Here is a 26459-nt window from a genome sequence, read left to right on the forward strand (position 1 = left end):
CGCTCGCGATGGCGTCCCCGAGCGCGGAGTACATGAGATGAGCCAGGAGCTGTCGAAGCGGATCGCGAACCTCTCACCGGAGAAGCGCGCGGAGCTGCTCAAGAAGATGGCCGCGCAGAAGGCCGTCGCCGGCAACTCCATCCAGGGCGTCATCCCGGTGCAGGACCGTTCGCGTCCCCTGCCCCTGTCCTTCGCCCAGCAGCGGCTCTGGTTCATGGATCAACTGCAGCCCGGCACCAGCCTCTACAACGTGCCCATGGCGGTGCGCCTGGAGGGAGCGCTCGACGTGGCCGCGCTGGAGCGCGCGCTGCGCGAAGTGGTGCGCCGGCATGAAGTGCTGCGCACCACCTTCCGCGAGGACGCATCCGGCCCCGTGCAGGTGGTGTCGCCGGAGCCGGTGCTGACGCTTGCGCACCACGACCTCCAGGGCTCGCCTCCGGAGGCGGCCTGGGAGCTGGCGCGTGAGGCCGCGGCCCGGCCCTTCGACCTCGCGAAGGGTCCGCTGCTGCGCGCGCTGCTGCTGACGTCCGCGCCGAAGGAGCACCTGCTCGTGGTGGTGGTCCACCACATCGTCTCCGACGGCTGGTCCATGACGCTGCTGGTGCGCGAGGTGGCGCTGCTCTACGGCGCCTTCGCGCGGGGGCAGGCCGTGCCCCTGCCGCCTCCAGGCATCCAGTACGCGGACTTCGGCGTCTGGCAGCGCGAGTGGATGCAGGGCCCCCGGCTGGAGAAGCAACTCGGTTACTGGAAGCAGCAGCTGGCCGGCGTGCCCTCCGCGCTGGAGCTGCCCACCGACCTCTCCCGTCCCGCGGTCCGCAGCGGCCGGGGCGCCCGGCATGAGCTCCTGCTGTCGCGCGGGCTGACGGACGCGCTGAAGGCCCTGGCGCAGCAGGAGGGCGCCTCGCTCTTCATGGTGCTGCTGACGGGCTGGCAGGTGCTGCTGTCGCGCTACGCGGGGCAGGAGGACGTGACGGTGGGCTCGCCGGTGGCGGGCCGCACGCGCGGCGAGGTGGAAGGCCTCATCGGCCTGTTCGTCAACACGGTGGTGCTGCGCACGCAGGTGGAGCCCTCCGCATCCTTCCGCGCGCTGCTGCACCAGGTGCGAGAGACGGTGCTCGCGGCCCATGAGCACCAGGAGTTCCCCTTCGAGCGGCTGGTGGAGGAGCTGCGTCCAGAGCGCTCCCAGGGGCGCACGCCGTTCTTCCAGGTGATGCTCACGCTCCAGGCCTCCTTCCGCGGCGCGGCGTCCGTGGAGGGCGTGAAGCTGGAGGCGATGGAGCTGGACACGCTCACGTCGAAGTTCGACCTGCTGCTCCAGGTGCTGGAGACGGAAAACGGCCTCAAGGGCTTCCTCGAATACGACACCGACCTCTTCACCACGCCCACGATGGCGCGCATGGCGGAGCACCTGCGCGTGCTGCTGGAGGGCGCCGTCCGCCGTCCGCACGAGACCATCTCCCGCCTGCCGCTGCTCACCGACGCCGAGCGCCATGAGGTGCTCCTCGCCTGGCAGCCGCCCCGCCCCACCCCGCTGCCGTGGAGCACGCAGCACGGCGCCTTCGAAGCCCAGGTGGACCTCACGCCGGACGCGGTCGCCGCCACCTTCGGAGACCAGTCGCTCACGTACGCGGAGCTGGAGTCCCGCGCGTCGCGCCTGGCGCGGCACCTGCGCCGGCTGGGCGTGGGCACGGAAGCGCGGGTGGGCCTGTGCGTGGAGCGCTCGCTCGACATGCTGGTGGCGGTGCTCGCCGTGCTGAAGGCCGGGGGTACCTACGTGCCGCTGGACCCGGCGTTCCCCACGGACCGCCTGGCGTACATGGTGGAAGCGAGCGGGATGCCGGTGCTGGTGTCGCAGCGCTCGCTGGAGTCCATCCTGCCGCCGCACTCGGCGCGCGTGGTGCTGCTGGACGGGGACGCGGAGGCCATCGCGGCGGAGGACGGCTCGCCGCTGCGCGACGCGGTGCCCCCGGAGGCCGTGGCGTACGTGCTCTTCACCTCCGGCAGCACCGGCCGCCCCAAGGGCGTGCAGGTGCCGCACGGCGCGGTGGCGCGCTTCCTGGCGGCGCTGCGGGAGACGACGGGCCTGTCCTCGGAGGACGTGTTGGTGGCCGTCACCACGCTGTCGTTCGACATCGCGGTGCTGGAGCTGTTCCTGCCGCTGTCGGTGGGCGGGCAGGTCGTCATCGCGTCGCGGGACATCGCGGTGGACGGCTCGCGGCTGGCGGGCCTGCTGCGGCAGTGCGGGGCAACGGTGCTCCAGGCCACGCCCAGCACCTGGCGGCTGCTGCTGGAGACGGACTGGCAGGGGCCGGGGCTGACGGCCCTCACCGGCGGCGAGGCCCTGCCGCGCGAGCTGGCCGAGTCGCTGCTCCAGCGCTGCCGCGTGCTGTGGAACGTGTATGGCCCCACGGAGACGACGGTGTGGTCCACCGCGCACGCGGTGGCCTCGGGCTCGGGCAGCGTGCCGATTGGCCGGCCCATCTCCGGCACGCGGGTGTACGTGCTGGACAGCGGGCTGAACCCGGTGCCGCGCGGCGTGCCGGGTGAGCTGTTCATCGGCGGCGAGGGCGTCACCCGGGGCTACCTCCACCGGCCGGACCAGACGGCGGAGCGCTTCATCCCGGACGCGTACGGAGGCGTGCCGGGCCTGCGCGTGTACCGCACGGGCGACCGCGTGCGGTGGGCCGCGGACGGCGTGCTGGAGTACCTCAACCGCGTCGACAACCAGGTGAAGCTGCGCGGCTACCGCATCGAGCTGGGTGAGATTGAAGCGGTGCTGAGCCAGGCCCCGGGCGTGCGCGACGCGGCCGTGGTGGTGCGAGGCAGCGGGGCCGACGCGCGGCTCGTGGGCTACGTGGTGGCGCGGCCCGGCCAGACACTGGAGTCCCAGTTCCTGCGCGCGCTCATGAAGGAGCGGCTGCCCGAGTACATGGTGCCGTCCGCGCTGGTCGTGCTGGACGCGATGCCCCTGACGCCCAACGGCAAGGTGGACCGCAAGGCGCTGCCCGCGCCGGACGTGTCCACGGAAGCCGCGCGCGAGTTCGTCGCGCCGCGCACGCCGATGGAGGTTCAGGTCGCGGAGCTCTACGCGTCGCTCCTCCAGGTGCAGCGGGTGGGCGCCACCGACAGCTTCTTCGAGCTGGGCGGGCACTCGCTGCTGGCCACGCGGCTGACCTCGCGGTTGCGCACGGCGTTCCAGGTGGACCTGCCCCTGCAGGCACTGTTCGAGGCCCCCACGGTGGCGGAGCTGGCGGCGCGCATCGCGGCCTCGGCGAAGGATGCGAGCTTCACGGCTCCGCCCCCGGTGGTGCCCGTGCCGCGAACCCAGTCGCTGCCCGCGTCCTTCGCGCAGCAGCGCCTCTGGGTGCTGGAGCAGCTGGATCCGGGCTCGGCCGCGTACAACATGCCGTTCTCGCTGCGGCTGACCGGGGCGCTGAACCTGGAGGCCTTGCGCCTCGCCCTGGAGCTGGTGGTGCACCGGCATGAGGCGCTGCGCACCACCTTGCGGCCGGACACCGGCGCGCCCGTGCAGGTCATCGCACCGCCCGAACCGCTGGTGCTGCCGGTGGTGGACCTGCGCGCCCTGTCGCCGGAGCAGCGCGACGCGGAGGTGAAGCGCCGCTCGGAGATGGAGGTGCGGCTCCCCTTCAACCTGGAGGTGGGCCCGCTGCTGCGCGTGTCGGCGCTGGTGCTGGATGCGCAGGAGCACCTGCTGCTGCTGACCATCCACCACGCCGTCTTCGACGGCTGGTCCATGAGCGTCCTGATGCGGGAGCTGTCGGAGGCCTACCGGGCCCTGGTGGCGGGGACGCAGCCCTTATTGCCCGCGCTACCCTTCCAGTACGCGGACTTCGCGGTGTGGCAGCGCCAGTGGCTGTCGGGCGCGGAGAAGGAGCGGCAGCTCGACTGGTGGCGACAGCAGCTCCAGGGCATGCCGTCCGTGCTGGAGCTCCCCACCGACCGTCCGCGAGGCCTCCGAGAGGCACATCCCGGCGCCCTGATGCAGGTCGCGTTCCCGCTGGAGCTGACGCGCGCCGTGGAGGCGCTCTGTGTGCGCGAGGGCATCACGCCCTTCATGTTCCTGCTCGGCGCGCTCCAGGTGTTGATTGGCCGCTACTCCGGCCAGGACGACGTGAGCATCGGCTCCTCCGTGGCGGGCCGGAACGACGCGCAGTTGGAGGGACTGCTTGGGTTCTTCATCAACACGCTCGTACTGCGCACCCGGATGGGCGGCGGCCCCACCGTGAGGGAGCTGCTGGGCCGCGTGCGCACCACCACGCTGGGGGTGCTCGCGAACCAGCACGTGCCGTTCGAAGAACTCCAGCCGATGCGCGACCTGCGCGAGGCGCCGTTGTTCAACGTGCTGTTCCTCATGCAGAACATCCCGGAGGTGGACCTCTCGCTCGCGGGCGTGAAGGTGCGGGTCGAGGAGCGCATGGGCGCCTCCGCGAAGTTCGAGCTCACGCTGTCGCTCACGCGGAGCCAGGACGGCTTCACGGGAGAGCTTGAGTACGACACTGACCTCTTCGACAGGTCGACCGTCGTGCGGATGATGCGGCACCTGCGGCTGCTCGTGGAGGGCTTCGTCGCGCATCCGGATCAGCGCGTGTCGTCGTTGCAGTTGCTCACGGGGGATGAGCGCCAGCAGGTGCTGGTGGATTGGAACGCCACGCGGGCGCCGTTCCCTGAAGCGTGCATGCACTCGCTCTTCGAGGCGCAGGTGCGCCGCGCTCCGGACGCGGTGGCCGCGGTCTTCGAGGGGGCCCAGCTGACGTACGCGCAACTGGACGCGCGCGCCAATCAGCTTGCCCATGCCCTGCGCCGCCGTGGCGTGGGCCCGGAGGTCCGCGTCGCGCTCAGCGTCGAGCGCTCCCTCGACGTCGTCATCGGGCTGCTCGGCATCCTGAAAGCCGGTGGCGCCTGGGTGCCCGTGGATCCGCTGCTGCCCCGCGAACGCTTGGCCTTCATGCTGGAGGACAGCGCGGCCCAGGTGCTCGTCACCCAGCAGCCGCTGGTAGACCGCTTCCCGGAAGCACTGCATGCCCGCGCCCTGTGCCTGGATACGGAGCGCGAATCGCTGGCGAAAGAGCCGATGGATGCGCCAGTGACAGGCGTGACGCCCGCGAACATGGCGTACCTGCTCTACACCTCGGGCAGCACCGGGACGCCCAAGGGCACGGCGGTGGAGCACCGCAGCGTCGCCAACCTCGTCACCCATGAAGCGGTGGCGTACGGCATCGGCCCCGGCAGCCGCGTGTTGCAGTTCGCCAGCCTCAGCTTCGACCTCTCCGTGGAGGAGATTTTCACCACCCTCTGCAACGGCGCCACGCTGGTGCTGGCCCCGTTGGAGAAGCTGATGCCGGGCGCGCCGCTGCCCGTGCTGCTGCGTGAGCAGGAGCTGAGCGTCGTCAGCCTCACCCCCGCGGCCCTGGCAGCGACATCCTCCGAAGGCCTGCCCAAGGTGCGCACCGTCATCTCCGGCGGTGAGGCCCTGCCCGCGGACGTCGTCGCACGTTGGGCTCCGGGACGGCGCCTGCTCAACACCTACGGCCCCACCGAAGCCACCGTCATCGCCACCTTCGGTGAGGTGGTGGCTGACGGCAACGTGCCTTCCATCGGCAAGCCGCTGGCGAACGTGCGCGTCTACGTGCTGGACCCGCATGGGCAGCCGGTGCCCGTGGGTGTGCGCGGTGAGTTGCACATCGGTGGCGTGGGCGTCGCGCGCGGGTACGCGGGCCGGCCGGGCCTCACCGCCGAGCGCTTCGTGCCGGACGCCTTCTCCGGTGAGGAAGGGGCCCGCCTCTACCGCACGGGCGACGTGGTGCGCTGGCGCGCGGATGGCCAGTTGGACTTCATCGGTCGCATCGACGCGCAGGTGAAGGTCCGCGGCTTCCGCATCGAACTGGGCGAAGTCGAGAACACCCTGCGCGCCGCCCCTGCCGTGAAGGACGCCGTCGTGCTCGCCCGCGAGGATGCTCCGGGCGAAAAGCGACTCGTCGCCTACGTCGTCGGTGACGCTCTCGACGTCACCACGCTCCGCGCCCACCTCAAGCAGCACCTGCCCGAGTACATGGTGCCCGCCGCCTTTGTCTCCCTGGAGACGCTGCCGCTGACGTCCAACGGCAAGGTGGACCGCAAGGCCCTTCCCGCTCCGGATGCGGGCGCGCTCCGGGCGTCACACGTCTACGAGTCCCCGGCGACGCCGCTGGAGGAGAAGCTCGCGGCCCTCTGGAGCGAAGTGCTGCGCGTCCCCACGGTGGGCCGCACGGACAACTTCTTCGAGCTGGGGGGCCACTCACTGCTCGCCACGCAGTTGGTGGCCCGCGTGCGTGCCGCGTTCGACGTGGAGATGCCGCTCCGCGCCCTTTTCGAGGCCCCCACCATTGCTGCGCTCGCGGAGAAGTTGCAGCGGACCTCTACCCATACGCGCCTGCCGCCCCTGACACGCACGCGCACCGAAGGCCCGCAGCCGCTCTCCTTCGCGCAGCAGCGTCTCTGGTTCCTGGACCAACTGGCGCCGGACGACGCCTCCTACAACCTCCCCGTCACCCTGCGCCTCCTGGGCCGCCTGGACGTGGAGGCCCTGCGCCGCGCGTTCGAAGCGCTCGTGGCGCGCCATGAAGCGCTGCGCACCACCTTCTTCGAAGAAGAGGGCCAGCCCTTCCAGCGCATCCATCCTCCGACTTCCTGGGCGCTCCCCGTTCAGGACCTCTCGGCCCTCGACGAGTCCGTGCGCGAGGCGAAGACGCTGCGGCTTGCCGCTCGGGAAGCCCGGCAACCGTTCCACCTCGTCCGTGGGCCACTGCTGCGCACCTCTCTCCTGCGGCTGGCCGAGGAGACGCACGTCCTCCTCGTGACGATGCACCACATCGTCTCCGACGGTTGGTCCATGGGCGTCCTCGTGAAGGAGTTGGCCACGAGCTACGCCGCCTTCTCCGCGCACCGTGAGCCATCGTTCGCACCGCTGCCGGTGCAGTACGCGGACTTCGCCCTCTGGCAGCGCCAGTGGTTGCAGGGCGAGACGCTGGAGTCCCAGCTTGGATACTGGAAGCGCCAGTTGGCCGGTGCCCCCGCCGCGCTGGAGCTGCCCACCGACCGTCCGCGTCCGGCCGTGCAGTCCCGCCGCGGCGCCACGGTGCCCGTGCACCTCCCCTCGCAGCTGACGGACTCCCTGCGAAGCCTCGCCCAGCGTGAAGGCGCCACGCCCTTCATGCTGCTGCTCTCCGCCTTCCAACTGCTGCTTTCGCGCTACTCCGGCCAGGACGACATCTCCGTCGGCTCTCCCATCGCCGGCCGCACCCACGCCGAAGCCGAAAGCCTCATCGGCTTCTTCGTCAACACGCTCGTCCTGCGCGCCCACGTGCGCCCGGAGGACTCCTTCCGCCAGCTGCTCTCCCAGGTGAAGGCCACCACCCTCGCCGCCTACGAGCACCAGCATGTCCCCTTCGAGAAGCTGGTGGAGGTCCTCCAGCCCTCGCGCGACTTGAGCCGCAGCCCCCTCTTTCAAGTCATGCTCGTCCTGCAGAACGCACCCGCCGAAGCGCTGCGCGTGCCGGGCCTGGCCTTCCAGCCCATCCCCCTGGAGGGCAACTCCTCCCGCTTCGATTTGGCCCTCACCCTCTTCGAGGTGCCCCAAGGCCTCACCGGCTTCCTCGAGTACAGCTCCGACCTCTTCGACGCCTCCACCGCCCAGCGCCTCATGGGCCACTTCGGCGTCCTCCTCTCCTCTCTCGCTGCCCAGCCGGATGCGCGTGTGTCCTCGCTGGAGGTGATGACGGCGGAGGAGCGCAAGCAGCTCCTCGTCGAGTGGAATGAGACGGACGTCGCCTTCCCCCGCGACACCTGCATCCACCATGTCGTCGCGGAGCATGCCCGTCGCTCGCCCGACGCGGTCGCCGTGCGCATGGGGGAGCGAAGCGTCAGCTACGCAGGCCTCGATGCCTGGGCGCATGGCCTTGCCGTCCAGTTGCACGCGGCCGGTGTCACGCGTGGCAGCCGCGTCGCCGTCCTCGCGGAGCGTTCTCCGGAGCTGGTGGCCGGCCTCCTCGCCGCCCTCAAGGTGGGCGCCGCCTACGTCCCCATTGCGCCCGGTGTTCCGCCGGAGCGACTGGCCTTCATGCTGGAGGACTGCGGCGCTTCGGTCCTCCTTACCCAGCAACACCTGCGTGACTCGCTGCCGTCCCTCTCTTCGCGCGTCCTCTCGCTGGAGGTGGAGGCCTCGACGGTTCCACAGGCGCTGCCGGTGACGCCCGTGGGCCCGGAGGACCTGGCCTACGTCATCTACACCTCCGGCAGCACCGGCCGTCCCAAGGGCGTCGCCGTCCACCACCGCGCGTTGATGAACCTCGTCTCCTGGCACCAGCGCACCTACTCGCTGACGCCCCAGGACTCCACCGCCCTCACCGCGGGCGTCGCCTTCGACGCTTCCACCTGGGAGGTGTGGCCCTCGCTGGCCTCCGGCGCCAGCCTCGTCGTCCCTCCCGACGCCGTGCGTGCCGAGCCCTCCCTTCTGCTCCAGTGGCTCGCCCGCGAAGCCATCACCACCTGCTTCATGCCCACGCCTCTGGCCGAGGCCGTGCTGCGTGAAGAGTGGCCCCGCCCCATGGCCCTGCGTGCCCTGCTGACGGGCGGAGACGCCCTCCACCACGGTCCGCCTCCTTCAGTCCCCGCCACCCTCTTCAACCACTACGGCCCCACCGAGAGCACCGTCGTCGCCACCTTCACCCCCGTCGTGCACGACGACGGTACGCGGCCTCCCATCGGCCGCCCCATCGCCAACACCCGCACCTACGTCCTCGACGCTCGACTCCAGCCGGTGCCCGTGGGCGTCCCCGGTGAGCTCTTCCTCGCCAGTGAAGGCCTCGCCTGGGGCTACCTGGGCCAGCCAGCACTGAGCGCCGAGCGCTTCATCCCGCACCCCTTCTCCTCCACGCCCGGTGCCCGCCTCTACCGCACCGGTGACGTCGTGCGCTGGCGGGCGGATGGCCAACTGGACTACCTCCAGCGGCTCGACTTCCAGGTGAAGGTGCGCGGCTTCCGCATCGAGTTGGGCGAAATCGAAGCCTCCCTTCTCGCTCACGCCTCCGTGCACGAGGCCGTCGTCCTCGCCCGTGAGGACGTCCCCGGTGACAAACGCCTCGTCGCCTACGTCGTGGGCGAAGCCCTTGATGTCTCCGTCCTCCGCGCCCACCTCAAGCAGCACCTGCCCGAGTACATGGTGCCCTCCGCCTTCGTCCCCCTGGAGGCACTGCCCCTGACTTCCAACGGGAAGGTGGACCGCAAGGCCCTTCCCATCCCGGATGCCTCGCCGCTCGCGGACTTCGTCGGCCCGCGCAATCCCACCGAGGAGAAGCTCACGGACGTCTTCGCCCAGGTCCTGCGCGTGGAGCGCGTGGGCATCCACGATGACTTCTTCGCCCTCGGTGGCCACTCCCTGCTGGCCACCCAGCTCGTCTCCCGGATCCGCGCGACCTTCGATGCGGAGCTGCCCCTGCGCTCCCTCTTCGAAGCGCCCACCGTCGCCGCGCTCGCGGATCGCCTGCGCACCGCGACGTCCGGCTTGCGCCTGCCACCGCTCACCCGCGTCGCGCACGCAGGTCCGCCGCCTTTGTCCTTCGCGCAGCAGCGCCTGTGGCTGCTGGACCAACTCCAGCCCGGCAGCGCCGCGTACAACATCCCCGCGGCTCTTCGGCTGAAGGGGCAGGTGGACATCGAATCCCTGCGCCGCGCCTTCGAGGCCCTCGTCGCCCGCCACGAAACGCTGCGCACCACGCTCATCCAGCACCAGGGTCAGCCCGCGCAGCGCATCCACTCGCCCGGGACGTGGACGCTGCCTCTGCTCGACGTGTCCTCGCTACCCGAGTCCCAGCGGGACGAAGAAGCGCGGCGCCTCGCGAACGTGGAGGCCCGTCGTCCCTTCGACCTGGAGGCCGGTCCGCTCCTGCGCACGTCCCTGGTGCGCCTGGGTGCGGAGGAGCACCTGCTCCTCGTGACGCTGCACCACATCGTCTCCGACGGTTGGTCCATGGGTGTCCTCGTCCGGGAGCTCACGGCGCTGTACGCGGCGTTTCACGCGGATCAGGTGCCGGCCCTCGCGCCGCTGCCCGTGCAGTACGCGGACTTCTCCGTCTGGCAGCAGGAGTGGCTCCAGGGCGAAACACTGGAGACCCAGCTCGCCTACTGGAAGGAGAAGCTCGCGGGTGCGCCCGCCGCGCTGGACCTGCCGACGGACCGCCCGCGTCCGCCTGTGCAGTCCCACCGGGGCGCCTCGGTGGACGTGCGCCTCCCTCCGGAGGTCTCGCAAGCCCTCAAGACCCTGGCCCAGCGCGAGGGTGCCACGCCCTTCATGCTGCTGCTCGCCGCATGGCAGTTGCTGCTGTCCCGCTACTCCGGCCAGGACGACATCAGCGTGGGTTCGCCCATCGCGGGCCGCACCCAGGCGGAGACCGAAGGCCTCATCGGCTTCTTCATCAACACCCTGGTCCTGCGCGCGCGAGTGGAGCCCCGGGCGACGTTCCGCGAGCTGCTGGCCCAGGTGCGCGGGACGACGATCGCGGCCTACGAGCACCAGCACGTGCCCTTCGAGAAGCTGGTGGAAGTCCTCCAGCCCGCGCGAGACCTGAGCCGCAGCGCGCTCTTCCAGGCGATGTTCTCCCTGCAGAACGCGCCCATGGAAGCGCTGCGCGTGCCGGGCTTGTCCTTCGAGCAACTCCCGCTCGAAGCGAACTCCGCGAAGTTCGACCTGACGCTGACGATGCAGGAGTCGCCTCAGGGCTTCGTGGGTATCCTGGAGTACAGCAGCGACCTCTTCGACGCCTCGACCATGCAGCGCCTGGTGGGTCACCTGGGCGTGCTGCTGGAGGCCATCGCCGTCCAGCCGGACGCGACGCTCGCGAGCCTGCCGCTGCTCACCGCTCCGGAGCGGCAGCAGCTGCTCGTCGATTGGAACGGGCCCAGCGCGGAGTTCCCCCGCGACCTGTGCATCCATGAGGCCTTCAGCGCCCAGGCCCTTCGCACGCCTGAAGCCCTGGCCGTCATCTGCCGCGAGGAGCAGCTCACCTTCCGTGAGTTGGACACGCGCGCCAATCAACTCGCGCACCGGCTGGTGAAGCTGGGCGTTGGCCCCGACGTGCGCGTCGTGCTGTGCGTGGAGCGCTCCGTGGAGGCCCTCGTCGGCATCCTCGGCACCCTCAAGGCCGGTGGCGCCTACGTCCCCATCGACCCCAGCTACCCGCGCGAGTGGCTTGCCCACGTCCTCCAGGACACGGGGGCTCCGGTGGTGCTTACCCAGCAGCGCCTGCGCGACTCGCTGCCCCCGCACTCCGCACACACCCTCTGCCTGGACTCCGACGCCGCGGACCTGGCTCTTGAGTCGCAGGGCGCTCCGGTGACGTCCGTCTCGGCGGAGCACCTCGCCTACATCATCTACACCTCGGGCAGCACCGGCCGTCCCAAGGGCGTGATGATTCAGCACCGCTCCGTGCTCAATCTTCGCGTCGCGCTCGCCGCTACGGTGCACGCCGACGCACAGCCTGGAGAGCGTGTCAGCGTCAACGCGCCGCTCTCCTTCGACGCCTCCGTCAAGCAGCTCATCCAGGTGCTCGACGGCCACACCCTCTGCATCGTCCCCGACGAAGCCCGCGCTGACGTCGGTGAGCTCGTCAACCGCATCGAGCAGGATGCCCTCGACGTCCTCGATTGCTCTCCGGCCCACCTGCGACTGCTGGTGGATGAAGGCCTCCTGGAGCGCAAGGCCATCCCTCACCGTGTTCTCGTCGGTGGTGAAGCCGTGGACCCCGCCACCTGGCGTCACCTGGCCCAGGCTCCGCGTCCGCGCGTCTTCAACGTCTACGGCCCCACCGAGTGCACCGTCGACGCCACCGCCTGCGCTTTCGACGCCTCTCCCACTCCCACCATCGGCAGGCCGCTGCCCAACGTCCGCGTCTACGTGCTCGACCGCACCTTGCGCCCCGTGCCCGTGGGCGTTGCCGGTGAGCTCTTCATCGGCGGTGCGGGCGTCGCTCGTGGCTACCTCAACCGCCCTGAGTTGACGGCGGACCGCTTCATCCCGGATGCCTTCTCCTCCACGCCCGGTGCCCGCCTCTACCGCACTGGCGACGTCGTGCGCTGGCGTGCCGACGGCATGCTCGACTACCTGGGCCGTGCGGACTTCCAGGTGAAGGTCCGTGGCTTCCGCATCGAGCTGGGTGAAATCGAAGCCGCGCTCCTCAAGCATCCCCAGGTGCACGCCGCCGTGGTGCTGGCCCGCGAGGACGTGCCCGGTGACAAGCGGCTCGTCGCCTACGTGGTGCCTCCGGAAGGCACGGAGACAGCCCCCACGCCCGAAGGCCTCAAGGACTGGCTCAAGCAACTCCTGCCCGAGCACATGCGCCCCTCCGCGCTCCTCGTGCTGGAGGCCCTGCCGCTCAACACCAACGGCAAGGTGGACCGCAAGGCTCTTCCCGCACCCCACAGCGATGCGCTCGCCTCCACCTACGTCGCGCCGCGCACTCCCGCCGAGGAGCAGCTCGCGGCCCTCTTCGCCCAGGTGCTGCACGTCGAGCGCGTGGGCATCCACGACGACTTCTTCGCGCTCGGAGGCCATTCGCTGCTGGCCACCCAGCTCGTCTCGCGCGTGCGCACCACCTTCCGCAGGGAATTGCCCCTGCGAGCGCTGTTCGAGGCCCCCACCGTCGCCGCCCTCGCCCGACGCATCGACTCCGAGAGGGCCCCCGCGCCGTCGGTTCCCCTTCGGAGGGCGTCGACCCGCGGCGCCTCGGAGCCGCTGTCCTTCGCGCAGCAGCGGCTGTGGCTGCTGGATCAGCTCCAGCCGGGGGATGCGTCCTACAACCTCCCCACCGCGCTCCAGCTCTCCGGACACCTGGACGTGGAGGCCTTGCGTCGCGCGTTCGAATCGCTCGTCCAGCGCCATGAGGCCCTGCGCACCACCTTCCACGAACACCAGGGCCAGCCCACCCAGCGCATCCATGCGCCCGAGGATTGGACGCTGTCCCAGGTGGACCTCTCCTCCCTGCCGGAGGCCCAGCGCAAGGAGGAGTCCCGGCGGCTGGCCGACGAAGAAGCGCGACGGCCGTTCGATCTCTCCAGGGGTCCGCTGCTGCGCAGCACGCTGGTGCGCCTGGAGGAGAATGAACACCTGCTGCTCGTGACGATGCACCACATCGTCTCCGACGGCTGGTCCATGGGCGTCCTCGTGCGCGAGATGGTGGCCTTCTACGAGGCCTTCATCACGGGCAATACGCCGGCCCTCCCGCCGCTGCCCGTGCAGTACGCGGACTTCGCCACGTGGCAGCGCGACTGGCTCCAGGGGGCGGTGCTCGACGCGCAGCTGGGTTACTGGAAGCAGCAGCTGGCTGGAGCCCCCGCCGCGCTGGAGCTGCCCACGGACCACCCGCGTCCGCCCGTGCAGTCCCACCGTGGCGCCACCGTGGAGGTGCGGATCCCCGCGCGGGTCTCTGACGCGCTCAAGGCCCTGGCGCAGCGTGAAGGCGCGACGTCCTTCATGACGCTGCTGGCGGCCTTCCAGGTGCTGCTGTCCCGCTACTCCGCTCAGGACGATGTCAGCGTGGGTTCGCCCATCGCGGGCCGCACCCTGGCGGAGACCGAAGGCCTCATCGGCTTCTTCATCAACACCCTGGTCCTGCGCGCCCGGCTGAATCCGCGCGCGACGTTCCGCGAGTTGCTCGCCCAGGTGCGCGGCACGACGCTCGCGGCGTACCACCATCAGCATCTGCCGTTCGAGAAGCTCGTCGAAGCCGTGCAGCCCACGCGCGACTTGAGCCGCAGTCCGCTCTTCCAGGCGATGTTCGTCCTGCAGAACACGCCCGCCCGGGCGCTGCACCTGCCGGGCCTGTCGTTCCAGGCCGTGCAGCAAGAAGCGCACTCCGCGATGTTCGATCTCTCCCTCTCACTGCAAGAAGTCCAGGGAGGGCTGGTCGGTTCACTGGAGTACGCGACGGACCTGTTCGACGCGGCGACCGTGCGGCGCATGGCAGGCCATCTCGGCGTGCTGCTGGAGGCCATTGCCAAGAAGCCGGACACGAAGCTTGGCGACCTGCCGCTGCTCACCGACACGGAGCGGCAGCAACTCCTCGTCGATTGGAATCCCCCGGCATCGCAGGCGCCGCGTGAGCCCAGCATCCCCGCGATGGTGGAGGCCCAGGTGCGTCGCACGCCGGATGCATTGGCTGTCATCACACCGGAGCGGCAACTGACGTACCGGGAGCTGGACGCGAAGGCCAACCAACTCGCCCATCGCCTGCGAGGCCTGGGTGTCGGGCCCGAAGTCCGTGTCGGTCTCTGCGTTGAACGCACTGAAGACCTCGTCATCGGAGCCCTCGGCATTCTCAAGGCTGGTGGCGCCTACGTGCCGTTGGACCCCAGCTACCCGCGTGAGCGCCTGGGCTGGCTGCTGGAGGACGCCCAGGGCCCTGCCCTCGTGGCGCATTCGCATCTCTTGCAGGCCCTACCGGAAACCAGCGCCACACCGGTGTGCCTCGACTCGGACGTGGAGCTGGCGAAGCAGCCGACGACGGCGCCCTCGGTGGACATCCACCCGGGCCATCTCGCCTACCTCATCTACACCTCGGGCTCCACGGGCCGTCCCAAGGGCGTCGCCATCTCCCACGGCAACGCGGTCTCCTTCCTCCACTGGGCCTTGGAAACCTTCTCACCGGAGGAGCTGAAGGGAACGCTCGCCGCGACGAGCCTCAACTTCGACCTCTCCGTCTTCGAACTCTTCGCCCCGTTGAGCAGCGGCGGTGCGGTGGTGGTGGCGAAGAACGCCCTCCACCTGGCGGAGCTGCCCACCGCTTCTCACGTCACCCTGGTCAACACGGTGCCCTCCGCCATGGCGCAACTGCTGCGCCTGGGCGCGGTGCCGCCCTCCGTGCGCGTCATCAACCTCGCGGGCGAAGCCCTGCCGGAGACGCTCGCGAAGCAGGTCTACGCGGTGCCTACGGTTGAGAAGCTCTTCAACCTCTACGGCCCGTCCGAAGACACCACCTATTCCACGGCCTCCCTCGTCGGCCGTGACGAGGTGCCTCTCATTGGCAAGCCTCTGCCCGCGACGCGCGCCTACGTGCTGGACGCTTCGCTGCAACCAGTGCCCGTGGGTGTCGCCGGTGAGCTGTACCTCGCCGGTGATGGCCAGGCGCGTGGATACCTGCTGCGTCCGGAACTCACGGCAGAGCGCTTCCTGCCGGAGCCCTACGGTCCTGCCGGTGGCCGCATGTACCGCACGGGCGACCGCGTCCGGTATCGCATCGACGGGCGGCTGGAGTACCTTGGCCGCATCGACTTCCAGGTGAAGGTGCGCGGCTTCCGCATCGAGCTGGGCGAAATCGAAGCGGCCCTTCGTCGCGCTCCGGGCATCAAGGACGTCGTCGTCATCGCCAAGGGCGAAGCCGCCGACAAGCGCCTCGTCGCCTATGTCTCTCCCAAGGCAAATGCCTCGCTGGAGGTGGAAGCTCTCAAGACGCACCTGCGTCAGGGCCTGCCCGAGTACATGGTGCCTGCCACCTTCGTGGTGCTTGAGGCGCTGCCCCTCAACTCCAACGGCAAGGTGGACCGCAAGGCCCTGCCGGAGCCGGAGGCGCCGCAGTCTGGCAACATCTACGAAGCGCCTCGCACGGAAGCCGAAGCGAAGCTGGCCTCCATCTGGGCCGAAGTCCTGCGACTGCCGCAGGTGGGCGTGAAGGACTCCTTCTTCGAACTGGGTGGACATTCCCTTCTGGCCACGCAGGTGGTGTCCCGCGTGCGCGCGGAGTTCAACGTCGAACTCCCGCTGCGCGCACTCTTCGAATCCCCCACGGTGGAGGCACTCGCCGGGCGGCTGCACGGGGACGCGAGTTCCCTGGCCCCGAAGCTCACCCGCGTCTCGCATGACGGCCCGCTGCCGCTGTCCTTCGCGCAGCAGCGGCTGTGGCTCTTGGATCAGCTCCAGCCTGGGGACGCGTCGTACAACCTTCCCACCGCTCTCCAGCTCTCCGGGCACCTGGACGTGGAGGCACTGCGCCGTGCCTTCGAATCACTCGTCCATCGCCACGAGGCCCTGCGCACCACCTTCCATGCGCATCAGGAGCAGCCCATCCAGACCATCCACGCCGCCAGCGGCTGGACACTGCCGCTCGTGGACCTCTCCACCCATCCCGAGGCGTTGCGGGAGGAAGAGGCGCGGCGACTGGCCAATGAGGAAGCGCGTCGTCCGTTCGACCTCGCCAGTGGCCCGCTGCTGCGCAGCACGCTGGTGCGCCTGAGCGAGGACTCCCACCTGCTGCTCGTGACGATGCACCACATCGTCTCCGACGGATGGTCCATGGGTGTGCTCGTCCGGGAGATGGTCGCCTTCTACGAGGCCTTCGCCACGGGCGACACGCCTGCTTTCGCGCCCCTTCCAGTGCAGTACGCGGACTTCGCGGCGTGGCAGCGGAACTGGCTCCAGGGGGAGGCGCTGGACGCGCAGATCCACTTCTGGAAGCAGCAGCTCTCCGGAGCGCCCGCGGCGCTGGAGCTGCCCACTGACCGGCCTCGGCCACCCGTGCAGTCGCACCGGGGCGCCACGGTGAACGTGCGAGTTCCTTCGGAGGTCTCTCACGCGCTCAAGGCCCTGGCGCAGCGGGAAGGCGCCACGCCCTTCATGACACTGCTGGCGGCGTTCCAAGTGCTGCTGTCGCGCTACTCCGCGCAGGACGACATCAGCGTGGGATCGCCCATCGCGGGCCGTACGCAGGCGGAGACGGAGGGCCTCATCGGCTTCTTCGTCAACACGCTCGTCCTGCGTGCTCGCGTGGAACCCCGGGCCACGTTCCGGGACCTGCTCGCCCAGGTGCGCGGGACGACGTTCGCGGCGTACGAGCACCAGCACGTGCCCTTCGAGAAGCTCGTCGAAGCCGTACAGCCCACTCGCGACTTGAGCCGCAGTCCGCTGTTCCAGGCCATGTTCGTCCTGCAGAACACGCCGACTGAGGCGCTGCGTCTGCCGGGCCTGTCCTTCCAGGCTCTGCCGCTGGAAGCCCACTTCGCCAAGTTCGATCTCTCCCTGGGGCTCGGTGAAGACCGGGATGGATTCGTCGGCACATTCGAGTACGCGACGGACCTGTTCGACGCGGAGACCATCCAGCGCATGGCCGGGCACTTCGGCGTGCTGCTGGAGGCCATCGCGAGGAAGCCGGACACAAGGCTTGGCGACATGCCGCTGCTCACTGAGTCCGAGCGTCGACAGATTCTCATCGACTGGAATCCGGAAGTGGCACCGGCGATTCGTGAGCCCAGCATCCCCGCGATGGTGGAAGCCCAGGTGCGTCGCACGCCGGATGCATTGGCCGTCATCACGCCCGAGCGGCAGTTGACGTACCGGGAGCTGGACGCGAAGGCCAATCAACTCGCCCATCGCCTGCGCGGACTGGGCGTAGGACCTGAAGTCCGCGTCGGCCTGTGCGTCGAACGCACCGAAGACCTCGTCATCGGAGCCCTCGGCATTCTCAAGGCCGGTGGTGCCTACGTACCGCTGGATCCCAGCTACCCACGTGAGCGCCTGGGCTGGCTGCTGGAGGACGCCCAGGGCCCTGCCCTCGTGACGCATTCACACCTCTTGCAGGCGCTGCCCGAAACCACTGCCACGCCCGTGTGCCTCGACTTGGACGTGGAGCTGGCGAAGCAGCCGACGACGGCGCCCTCGGTGGACATCCACGAAGGGCACCTCGCCTACCTCATCTACACCTCGGGCAGCACCGGCCGTCCCAAGGGCGTCGCCATCTCCCACGGCAACGCGGTCTCCTTCCTCCACTGGGCCTTGGAGACCTTCTCACCGGAGGAGCTGAAGGGAACACTCGCCGCGACGAGCCTTAACTTCGACCTCTCCGTCTTCGAGCTCTTCGCCCCGTTGAGCAGCGGTGGCGCGGTGGTGATGGCACGGAACGCCTTGCACCTGGCCGAGCTGCCCACCGCTTCTCACGTCACCCTGGTCAACACGGTGCCCTCCGCCATGGCGCAACTGCTGCGCCTGGGTGCGGTGCCGCCTTCCGTGCGTGTCATCAACCTCGCCGGTGAAGCTCTGCCGGAGACGCTAGCGAAGCAGGTCTACGCGGTGCCTACGGTTGAGAAGCTCTACAACCTCTACGGCCCGTCCGAAGACACCACCTACTCCACGGCCTCCCTCGTCGGCCGTGACGAGGTGCCTCTCATCGGCAGGCCCCTGCCCGCGACGCGCGCCTACGTGCTGGACGCTTCACTCCAGCCGGTGCCTGTCGGTGTCGCCGGCGAGCTGTACCTCGCGGGTGAAGGCCAGGCGCGTGGCTACCTGCTGCGTCCGGAACTCACGGCAGAGCGCTTCGTTCCAGAGCCCTACGGTCCTCCCGGTGGCCGCATGTACCGCACGGGCGACCGCGTCCGGTTCCGCCCCGACGGGCGCCTGGAGTACCTCGGCCGCATCGACTTCCAGGTGAAGGTGCGCGGCTTCCGCATCGAACTGGGCGAAATCGAAGCGGCCCTCCGCCGCGTCCCAGGCCTCAAGGACGCCGTTGTCGTCGCGAAGGGTGAGGCCGCCGATAAGCGCCTCGTCGCTTATGTCACTGCTCGCGAGGGCCACTCACTCGACTCCGAGTCACTCAAGGCCCACCTCCGGCAGCAACTGCCCGAGTACATGGTCCCCTCAGCGGTCCTCGTCCTCGACGCCCTGCCCCTCAACTCCAACGGCAAGGTCGACCGCAAAGCCCTGCCCGAGCCGGGGAACCTCGCGCGCTCGTCCGACTTCATCGCGCCACGGACCGACACCGAGGAGCAGCTCGCGACCCTCTTCGCCGAAGTCCTCCGTGTGGAGCGCGTGGGCATCCGGGACGACTTCTTCGTCCTCGGCGGCCACTCCCTGCTGGCCACCCAGCTCGTCTCGCGCGTGCGCGCGACGTTCGCGGTCGAGCTGCCACTGCGAGCCCTCTTTGAAGCGCCCACGGTTGAAGGGCTCGCACCGAAGCTCGCGAGCGCCCGGTCCGCCGCGCTCGGCGCACCGCCGCTGCGGTCCTTGCCCCGCGAGGGCATCATTCCGCTGTCCTTCGCGCAGCAGCGCCTCTGGCTTTTGGATCAACTCCAGCCGGGTGACATCGCGTACAACATCCCCACCGCGCTGCGGCTGACGGGCCAGGTGGACGTGGAGCCCTTGCGCCACGCCTTCGAGGCGTTGGTGGCCCGCCACGAATCGCTGCGCACCACGCTCTCCGCCGAGCACGAAGAACCCTCGCAGTGCATCCAGACTCCCTCCGGGTGGGAGCTGCCCGTCATCGACCTGACGCCCCTCTCCGAATCGCAGCGTGAGGAGGAGGCCCAGCGCATCATGGCCGAGGAGGCCCGGCGTCCCTTCCACCTCACCACGGGCCCGCTGCTGCGAAGCACGCTGGTGCGGCTGGGACAGGACTCGCACCTGTTGCTGGTGACGATGCACCACATCGTCTCCGACGGCTGGTCCATGGGCGTCCTCGTCCGGGAGGTGGCGGCCTTCTACGAAGCCTTCAGCACCGGCCGCGCTCCCGTCCTCCCGCCCCTGCCCGTGCAGTACGCGGACTTCGCCCTATGGCAGCGAGGCTGGCTCCAGGGCGAGGCCCTGGACGCACAGCTGGGCTATTGGAAGCAGCAGCTCGAGGGCGCTCCGTCCGCGCTGGACCTGCCCACGGACCGTCCGCGTCCGCCGGTGCAGTCCCGCCGGGGTGCCACGGTGGACGTGCGCGTCCCATCGCAGGTCTCCCAGGCACTCAAGGCCCTGGCCCAGCGCGAAGGCTCGACGCCCTTCATGGTGCTGCTGGCTGCCTGGCAGTTGCTGCTGTCGCGCTACTCCGGCCAGGACGACATCAGCGTGGGCACGCCCATCGCCGGCCGCACGCAAGCGGAGACCGAGGGCCTCATCGGCTTCTTCGTCAACACACTGGTGCTGCGCGCCCGGCTGCAACCTCAGGACTCGTTCCGTCAGTTGCTCTCCCAGATGAAGGCCACGACGCTCGCGGCCTACGAGCACCAGCACGTGCCTTTCGAGAAGCTGGTGGAGGTGCTCCAGCCCTCGCGAGACCTGAGCCGCAGCGCGCTCTTCCAGGCGATGTTCTCTCTGCAGAACACGCCCATGGAGACGCTCCGGTTGCCGGGACTGTCCTTCCAGGCAGTTCCGGTAGACACGCGGTCCTCCAAGTTCGATCTCACGCTGACGTTGCAGGAGTCGCCCCAGGGTTTCGGCGGGACACTGGCGTACGCCACGGACCTCTTCGACGCATCGACCATGCAGCGCCTGGTGGGTCACCTGGGCGTGCTGCTGGAGGCCATCGCCGTCCAGCCGGACGCGACGCTCGCGAGCCTGCCGCTGCTCACCGCTCCGGAGCGGCAGCAGTTGCTCGTCGATTGGAACGGGCCCAGCGCGGAGTTCCCCCGCGACCTGTGCATCCATGAGGCCTTCAGCGCCCAGGCCCTTCGCACGCCTGAAGCCCTGGCAGTCATCTGCCGCGAGGAGCAGCTCACCTTCCGTGAGTTGGAAGTCCGCGCCAATCAACTCGCTCACCGGCTGGTGAAGCTGGGCGTTGGCCCCGACGTGCGCGTCGTGCTGTGCGTGGAGCGCTCCGTGGAGGCCCTCGTCGGCATCCTCGGCACTCTCAAGGCCGGTGGCGCCTACGTCCCCATCGACCCCAGCTACCCGCGTGAGTGGCTTGCCCACGTCCTCACCGACACGGGCGCGCCTGTCGTCCTCACCCAGCAGCGCCTGCGCGACTCGCTGCCTCCACACTCCGCGCACACCCTCTGCCTGGACTCCGACGCCGCGGACCTGGCTCTTGAGTCGCAGGGCGCTCCGGTGACGTCCGTCTCGGCGGAGCACCTCGCCTACATCATCTACACCTCGGGCAGCACCGGCCGTCCCAAGGGCGTGATGATTCAGCACCGCTCCGTGCTCAATCTTCGCGTCGCGCTCGCCGCTACGGTGCACGCCGACGCACAGCCTGGAGAGCGTGTCAGCGTCAACGCGCCGCTCTCCTTCGACGCCTCCGTCAAGCAGCTCATCCAGGTGCTCGACGGCCACACCCTCTGCATCGTCCCCGACGAAGCTCGCGCTGACGTCAGCGAGTTGGTGAATCGCATTGGCCAGGACGCGCTGGACGTCCTCGACTGCTCTCCGGCCCACCTGCGCCTGCTGGTGGATGAAGGCCTCCTGGAGCGCAAGGCCATCCCCCACCGCGTCCTCGTGGGTGGCGAAGCCGTGGACCCCGCCACCTGGCGTCACCTGGCCCAGGCCCCTCGTCCGCGCGTCTTCAACGTCTACGGCCCCACCGAGTGCACCGTCGACGCCACCGCCTGCGCTTTCGACGACTCTCCCACTCCCACCATCGGCAGGCCGCTGCCCAACGTGCGCGTCTACGTGCTCGACCGCACGTTGCGCCCTGTTCCCGTGGGCGTTGCCGGTGAGCTCTTCATCGGCGGTGCGGGCGTCGCTCGCGGCTACCTCAACCGCCCCGAGTTGACGGCGGACCGTTTCATCCCGGATGCCTTCTCCTCCACGCCCGGTGCCCGCCTCTACCGCACCGGCGACGTCGTGCGCTGGCGCGCGGACGGCATGCTCGACTACCTGGGCCGCGCGGACTTCCAGGTGAAGGTCCGCGGCTTCCGCATCGAGCTGGGCGAAATCGAAGCCGCGCTCCTCAAGCATCCCCAGGTGCACGCCGCCGTGGTGCTGGCCCGCGAAGACGTGCCCGGTGACAAGCGACTCGTCGCCTACGTGGTGCCTCCGGAAGGCACGGAGACGGCACCCACGCCCGAAGCCCTCAAGGACTGGCTCAAGCAACTCCTGCCCGAGCACATGCGCCCCTCCGCGCTCCTCGTGCTGGAGGCCCTGCCGCTCAACACCAACGGCAAGGTGGACCGCAAGGCCCTTCCCGCACTCCACAGCGATGCGCTCGCCTCCACCTACGTCCCGCCGCGCACCTCGACCGAGGAGCGGCTCGCGTCCATCTGGACGGCGGTCCTGCGTCTGCCCCAGGTGGGTGTGAAGGACTCGTTCTTCGACCTGGGTGGACACTCCCTGTTGGCCACGCAGGTGGTGTCACGCATTCGCTCGGCGTTCAGCGTGGAACTCCCCCTGCGCGCGCTCTTCGAGTCCCCCACCGTGGAAGCGCTCGCCGTTCGTCTCTCGGGACTCTCCCGCACGAGCACTTCGCAGATCACCCGCGTCTCGCACGACGGTCCGCTGCCGCTGTCCTTCGCGCAGCTGCGACTGTGGCTCATTGATCAACTCGAACCGGGCAGCCCTCTCTACAACGTGCCTGTCGCCGTCCGGCTGGACGGCCAGCTGCGCACGGACCTGTTGGAGCGTGCCCTCCAGGAAATCGTGCGCCGACACGATGCCCTGCGCACCACCTTCACCCAGGTGGACGGAGAGCCGGTCCAGCACATCCATCCCGACAGTCCGCTGCCACTGGGACTCGTGGACCTCTCGGACGTGCCTGAATCCCAGCGCGAGCCCGAGACGCGGGCCCGCGTGGAAGAGGAGATGCGCCGGCCCTTCGACCTGCGCACCGGCCCGCTCCTCCGCACGCTGCTCTTCAGGCTTTCCGAACGCGAGCACGTCCTCGCCGTCACGATGCATCACATCGTCTCCGACGGCTGGTCGCTGGGCGTGCTGGTGCGAGAAGTCACCGCCCTCTACGCGGCCTTCTCCGCGGGACAGTCGTCGCCCTTGCCTGCCCTTCCCGTGCAGTACGCGGATTACGCCGACTGGCAGCGCCGCACGCTCGCGGGTGAGACGCTGCGGCAGGAAATGGCCTATTGGGAGGGGAAGCTCTCCGGCATTCCGTCAGTGCTGGAGTTGCCCACCGACTTCCCCCGCCCGGCCGTCCGGAGCAACGCGGGCGCGACCTTCGGCTTCACCCTGTCACGTGAGTTGACGGAAGCGCTGCGGAGCCTGGGCCACCGTGAAGGCGGTTCCCTCTTCATGGTGCTGCTCGCGGCCTGGCAGGGCCTGCTGTTGCGCTACACGGGCCAGCAGGACATCAGCGTGGGCTCGCCCATCGCGGGCCGCACCCGCGCGGAGACGGAGGGCCTCATCGGATTCTTCGTCAACACGCTCGTCCTGCGCGCGAAGGTGGATGAGGGCCAGTCATTCCGGGAGATGCTCCAGCAGGTGCGCACCACGGTGCTGGAGGCCTACGAGCACCAGGAAGTGCCGTTCGAGAAGCTGGTGGAAGTCCTCCAGCCCGCGCGCAGCCTCAGCCACACGCCCCTTTTCCAGACGCTGCTCGCGCTCCAGAACGTGCCTTCGGAGGACGTGCGGCTGCCGGAACTCCGGCTGCGAAGGCTGGCGGCCACTCACTCGACGTCGAAGTTCGACGTGAGCGTCTTCTTCACGGAGACGGCCGAAGGACTGCGAGGCACGCTGGAGTACAGCACCGCCCTCTTCCAGAAGAGCACCGTGGAGCGGATGGCCGCCCACCTGCGCGCGTTGCTGGAGGCCGTGGCCGCGAAGCCCGACCAGTCCATGGCCCACCTGCCGCTCCTCTCCAACGATGAACGGCAGCGCGTCCTCGTCGAGTGGAACGACACTCGCGTTGCCAGCCCGACGGAGGTCCCCGTCCACGTCCACTTCGTGCGGCAGGCGCAGCGCATGCCCGACGCGGTGGCCCTGGTGCTGGGCGACGCGACGCTGACGTACACCCAGTTGGATTCACGCGCGAACCAGTTGGCCCATCACCTGCGGGCCCTGGGCATCGTCCCAGGGGCACGCGTCGGCCTCGCCGTCGAACGTTCCTTCGAATTGGTGACGGCGCTCCTCGCCATCCTCAAGGTGGGTGCGGCCTTCGTCCCCGTGGACCGCAATGCGCCCGTGGACCGCATCGCGATGTTGCTGGAGGACGCGGACGTGGGCGTGGTGGTCACGCACCAGCCCTTCGCCTCATTGCTGCCCGCCTCCGGAACCCGCGTCTGGATGGATGCCCAGTCCGCGGAGATTGCCGCGCGGCCCACGCACGCGCCCGATGTCCGCGTGAACAGTGAAGCCCTGGCCTACGTCATGTTCACCTCGGGCTCCACGGGCCGGCCCAAGGGCGTCAGCGTGCCGCACCGGGGCATCACGCGCCTCGTGCTCGGCAGCACCTTCATGCGCTTCGGGGCGGATGAAATCTGGCTCCAGTTCGCGCCCGTGGCCTTCGACGCCTCCACGCTCGAAATCTGGGGCGCGCTGCTGCATGGCGCGAAGCTCGTCCTCGCTCCGCCGCACTCCCTCTCGCTGGAGGAATTGGCCGCCCAGCTGCGTCACCACCGCGTGACATCTCTCTGGCTCACCGCCGCCCTCTTCGAGCAGATGGCCCTGCACCAGGGTGAAGCCCTCGCGGGCGTGCGTCAGGTCCTCGCCGGTGGCGATGTGCTGCCTGCCGCTCGTGTGCGCGAGCACCTCTCGCGCATTCCCGAAGGCGCGACGTTCCTCAACGGCTACGGCCCCACGGAGAACACCACCTTCTCCACCACCTTCTCCATGCGGCACGGCTCGCGCGTGGAAGGCACCATCCCCATCGGCCGGCCGCTCTCCAACTCCACCGTCTACGTCCTCGACGCGCACCTGCACCCGGTGCCCGTGGGTGTCGCCGGTGAGGTGTACGTGGGCGGCCAGGGCCTCGCGTGGGGCTACCTGAACCGCCCCGAGCTGACCGCGGAACGCTTCGTCCCGCACCCCTTCGCCTCCACGCCGGGTGAGCGCCTCTACCGTACGGGCGACCAGGCCCGCTGGAAGGAGGACGGCACGCTCGACTTCCTCGGCCGCGTGGACTTCCAGGTGAAGGTGCGCGGCTTCCGCATCGAGCTGGGCGAAATCGAAGCCGCCCTGCGCTCCGCCACCGGCGTCAACGAGGCCATCGTCGTGGCTCGGGGCACGGACGCAGACAAGCGTCTCATCGGCTACGTCACCGCGAGCGAAGGCCACTCGCTGGATGCGGACGCCCTGAAGGCAGGCCTCAAGCAGCACCTGCCCGAGTACATGGTGCCGTCGGCCGTCGTCGTGCTGGACGCCCTCCCCCTCAACGCCAACGGCAAGGTGGACCGCAAAGCCCTACCCGAACCCGATGCCCACGCCATCGAGGCCCGGGACTTCGTCGCACCCCGCGACGCGCTCGAAATGCAGCTCGCCCGCATCTGGGAGGACCTCCTCGACGTCCGCTCCGTCGGCGTCCGCTCCAGCTTCTTCGAGTTGGGCGGCCACTCCCTGCTCGCCGTGCGCATGGTCGCCGCCGTGCGCGAGCGCCTCGGCCAGTCGATTCCCCTCTCCGTCCTCTTCCAGCAGCCCACCATCGAGCAGCTCGCCCAGGTGCTCCGTGAGGACTCACAGGCCTGGACGCCCCTCGTCCCGCTGGAGCGCGGAGAGCCCGGCCAGCGGCCTCTCTTCCTCGTCCACCCTGGCGGCGGCAACGTCCTGGCCTACTCGGAGCTCGCGCGCCGGCTGGGCCCCTCGCTGCCCGTCTTCGGCCTCCAGTCGCGCGGCCTCGACGGACGCCCCGTCGCCGAGTCCATCGAGGAGATGGCCAACCTCTACCTCGAAGCCATCCGCACCGTGCAGCCCCACGGCCCCTACCAACTGGGAGGCTGGTCCCTCGGCGGTGTCATCGCCTACGAGATGGCCCGCCGCCTGCGCGAGGCGGGCGAAGCCGTAGACGTGCTCGCCCTCATCGATGCCCACCTCTACGGACTGACGAAGCCCGCCCAGTCAGAGACACGGCTCGACTCCGAAGCCCGCGCCCGGCTCGCCTTCGCCCATGCCACCGCCACCGCCTTCGGCCAGGCGCTCTCCGTCCCGGACGAAGCGCTGGCACAGAGCGACGACGCGATGCTGGGCCACCTGCTGCACGAAGGACTCCGGGCGCGCATCCTCGACGCTCAATCCGGCCCTGCCCAGCTGCGTGCCCTCTTCAACGTCTTCCGGGCCAACCTCTTCGCCCACGAGAAGTACGTGCCCCTGCCGTACGACGGCACCGCCCTGCTCCTGAGTGCCAGCGAAGCCGCCGCCGGGACTCCGCGTCACCGCGGATGGGAGTCGCTGGTGCGAGGTGGCCTGGAGGTGCACGACGTCCCCGGCAGCCATCACGAGCTGATGCAGGACCCGCACCTGGGTCCTGTCGTCGAGCACCTGCGGGAGGCGCTCGCGCGGGTGTCCAGCACCGCGTCCCGGCACGCCGTGGGGAGCTGACGCCGGGGCTGGAGTGAAGTGAGGCGACCCACCGTCGTGGATCATCGCGACGGTGGCTCGCCCTCCCCCAGAGGCGCGAAGCCTGGCCCCTCCTCCATCCCTGAGCAGGGAGGAGATGCTGGGAGCAGGTCTCACCCTGGAGGACATCTCACGTCCTTCCCTCCCGGACTCCAAGGAACCAACACAATCCAGTAAATACCTGTATTCATTCGAGTGGGTATTTGTCCGCCCTCATGACAGGGTCGGCGTAGGC

General features: G+C 69.7%; 1 protein-coding gene. It reads left to right on the forward strand.

Annotated elements, in window-relative coordinates:
• Positions 1-37 precede the first annotated feature (37 nt).
• Positions 38-26206, forward strand: a complete 26169-nt coding sequence (locus JYJ93_RS29945) for a non-ribosomal peptide synthetase (RefSeq protein ID WP_206797986.1) — start codon at positions 38-40, stop codon at positions 26204-26206.
• Positions 26207-26459: the final 253 nt, after the last annotated feature.

This window comes from Corallococcus sp. NCSPR001 (genome assembly GCF_017309135.1).
Lineage (GTDB): Bacteria > Myxococcota > Myxococcia > Myxococcales > Myxococcaceae > Corallococcus.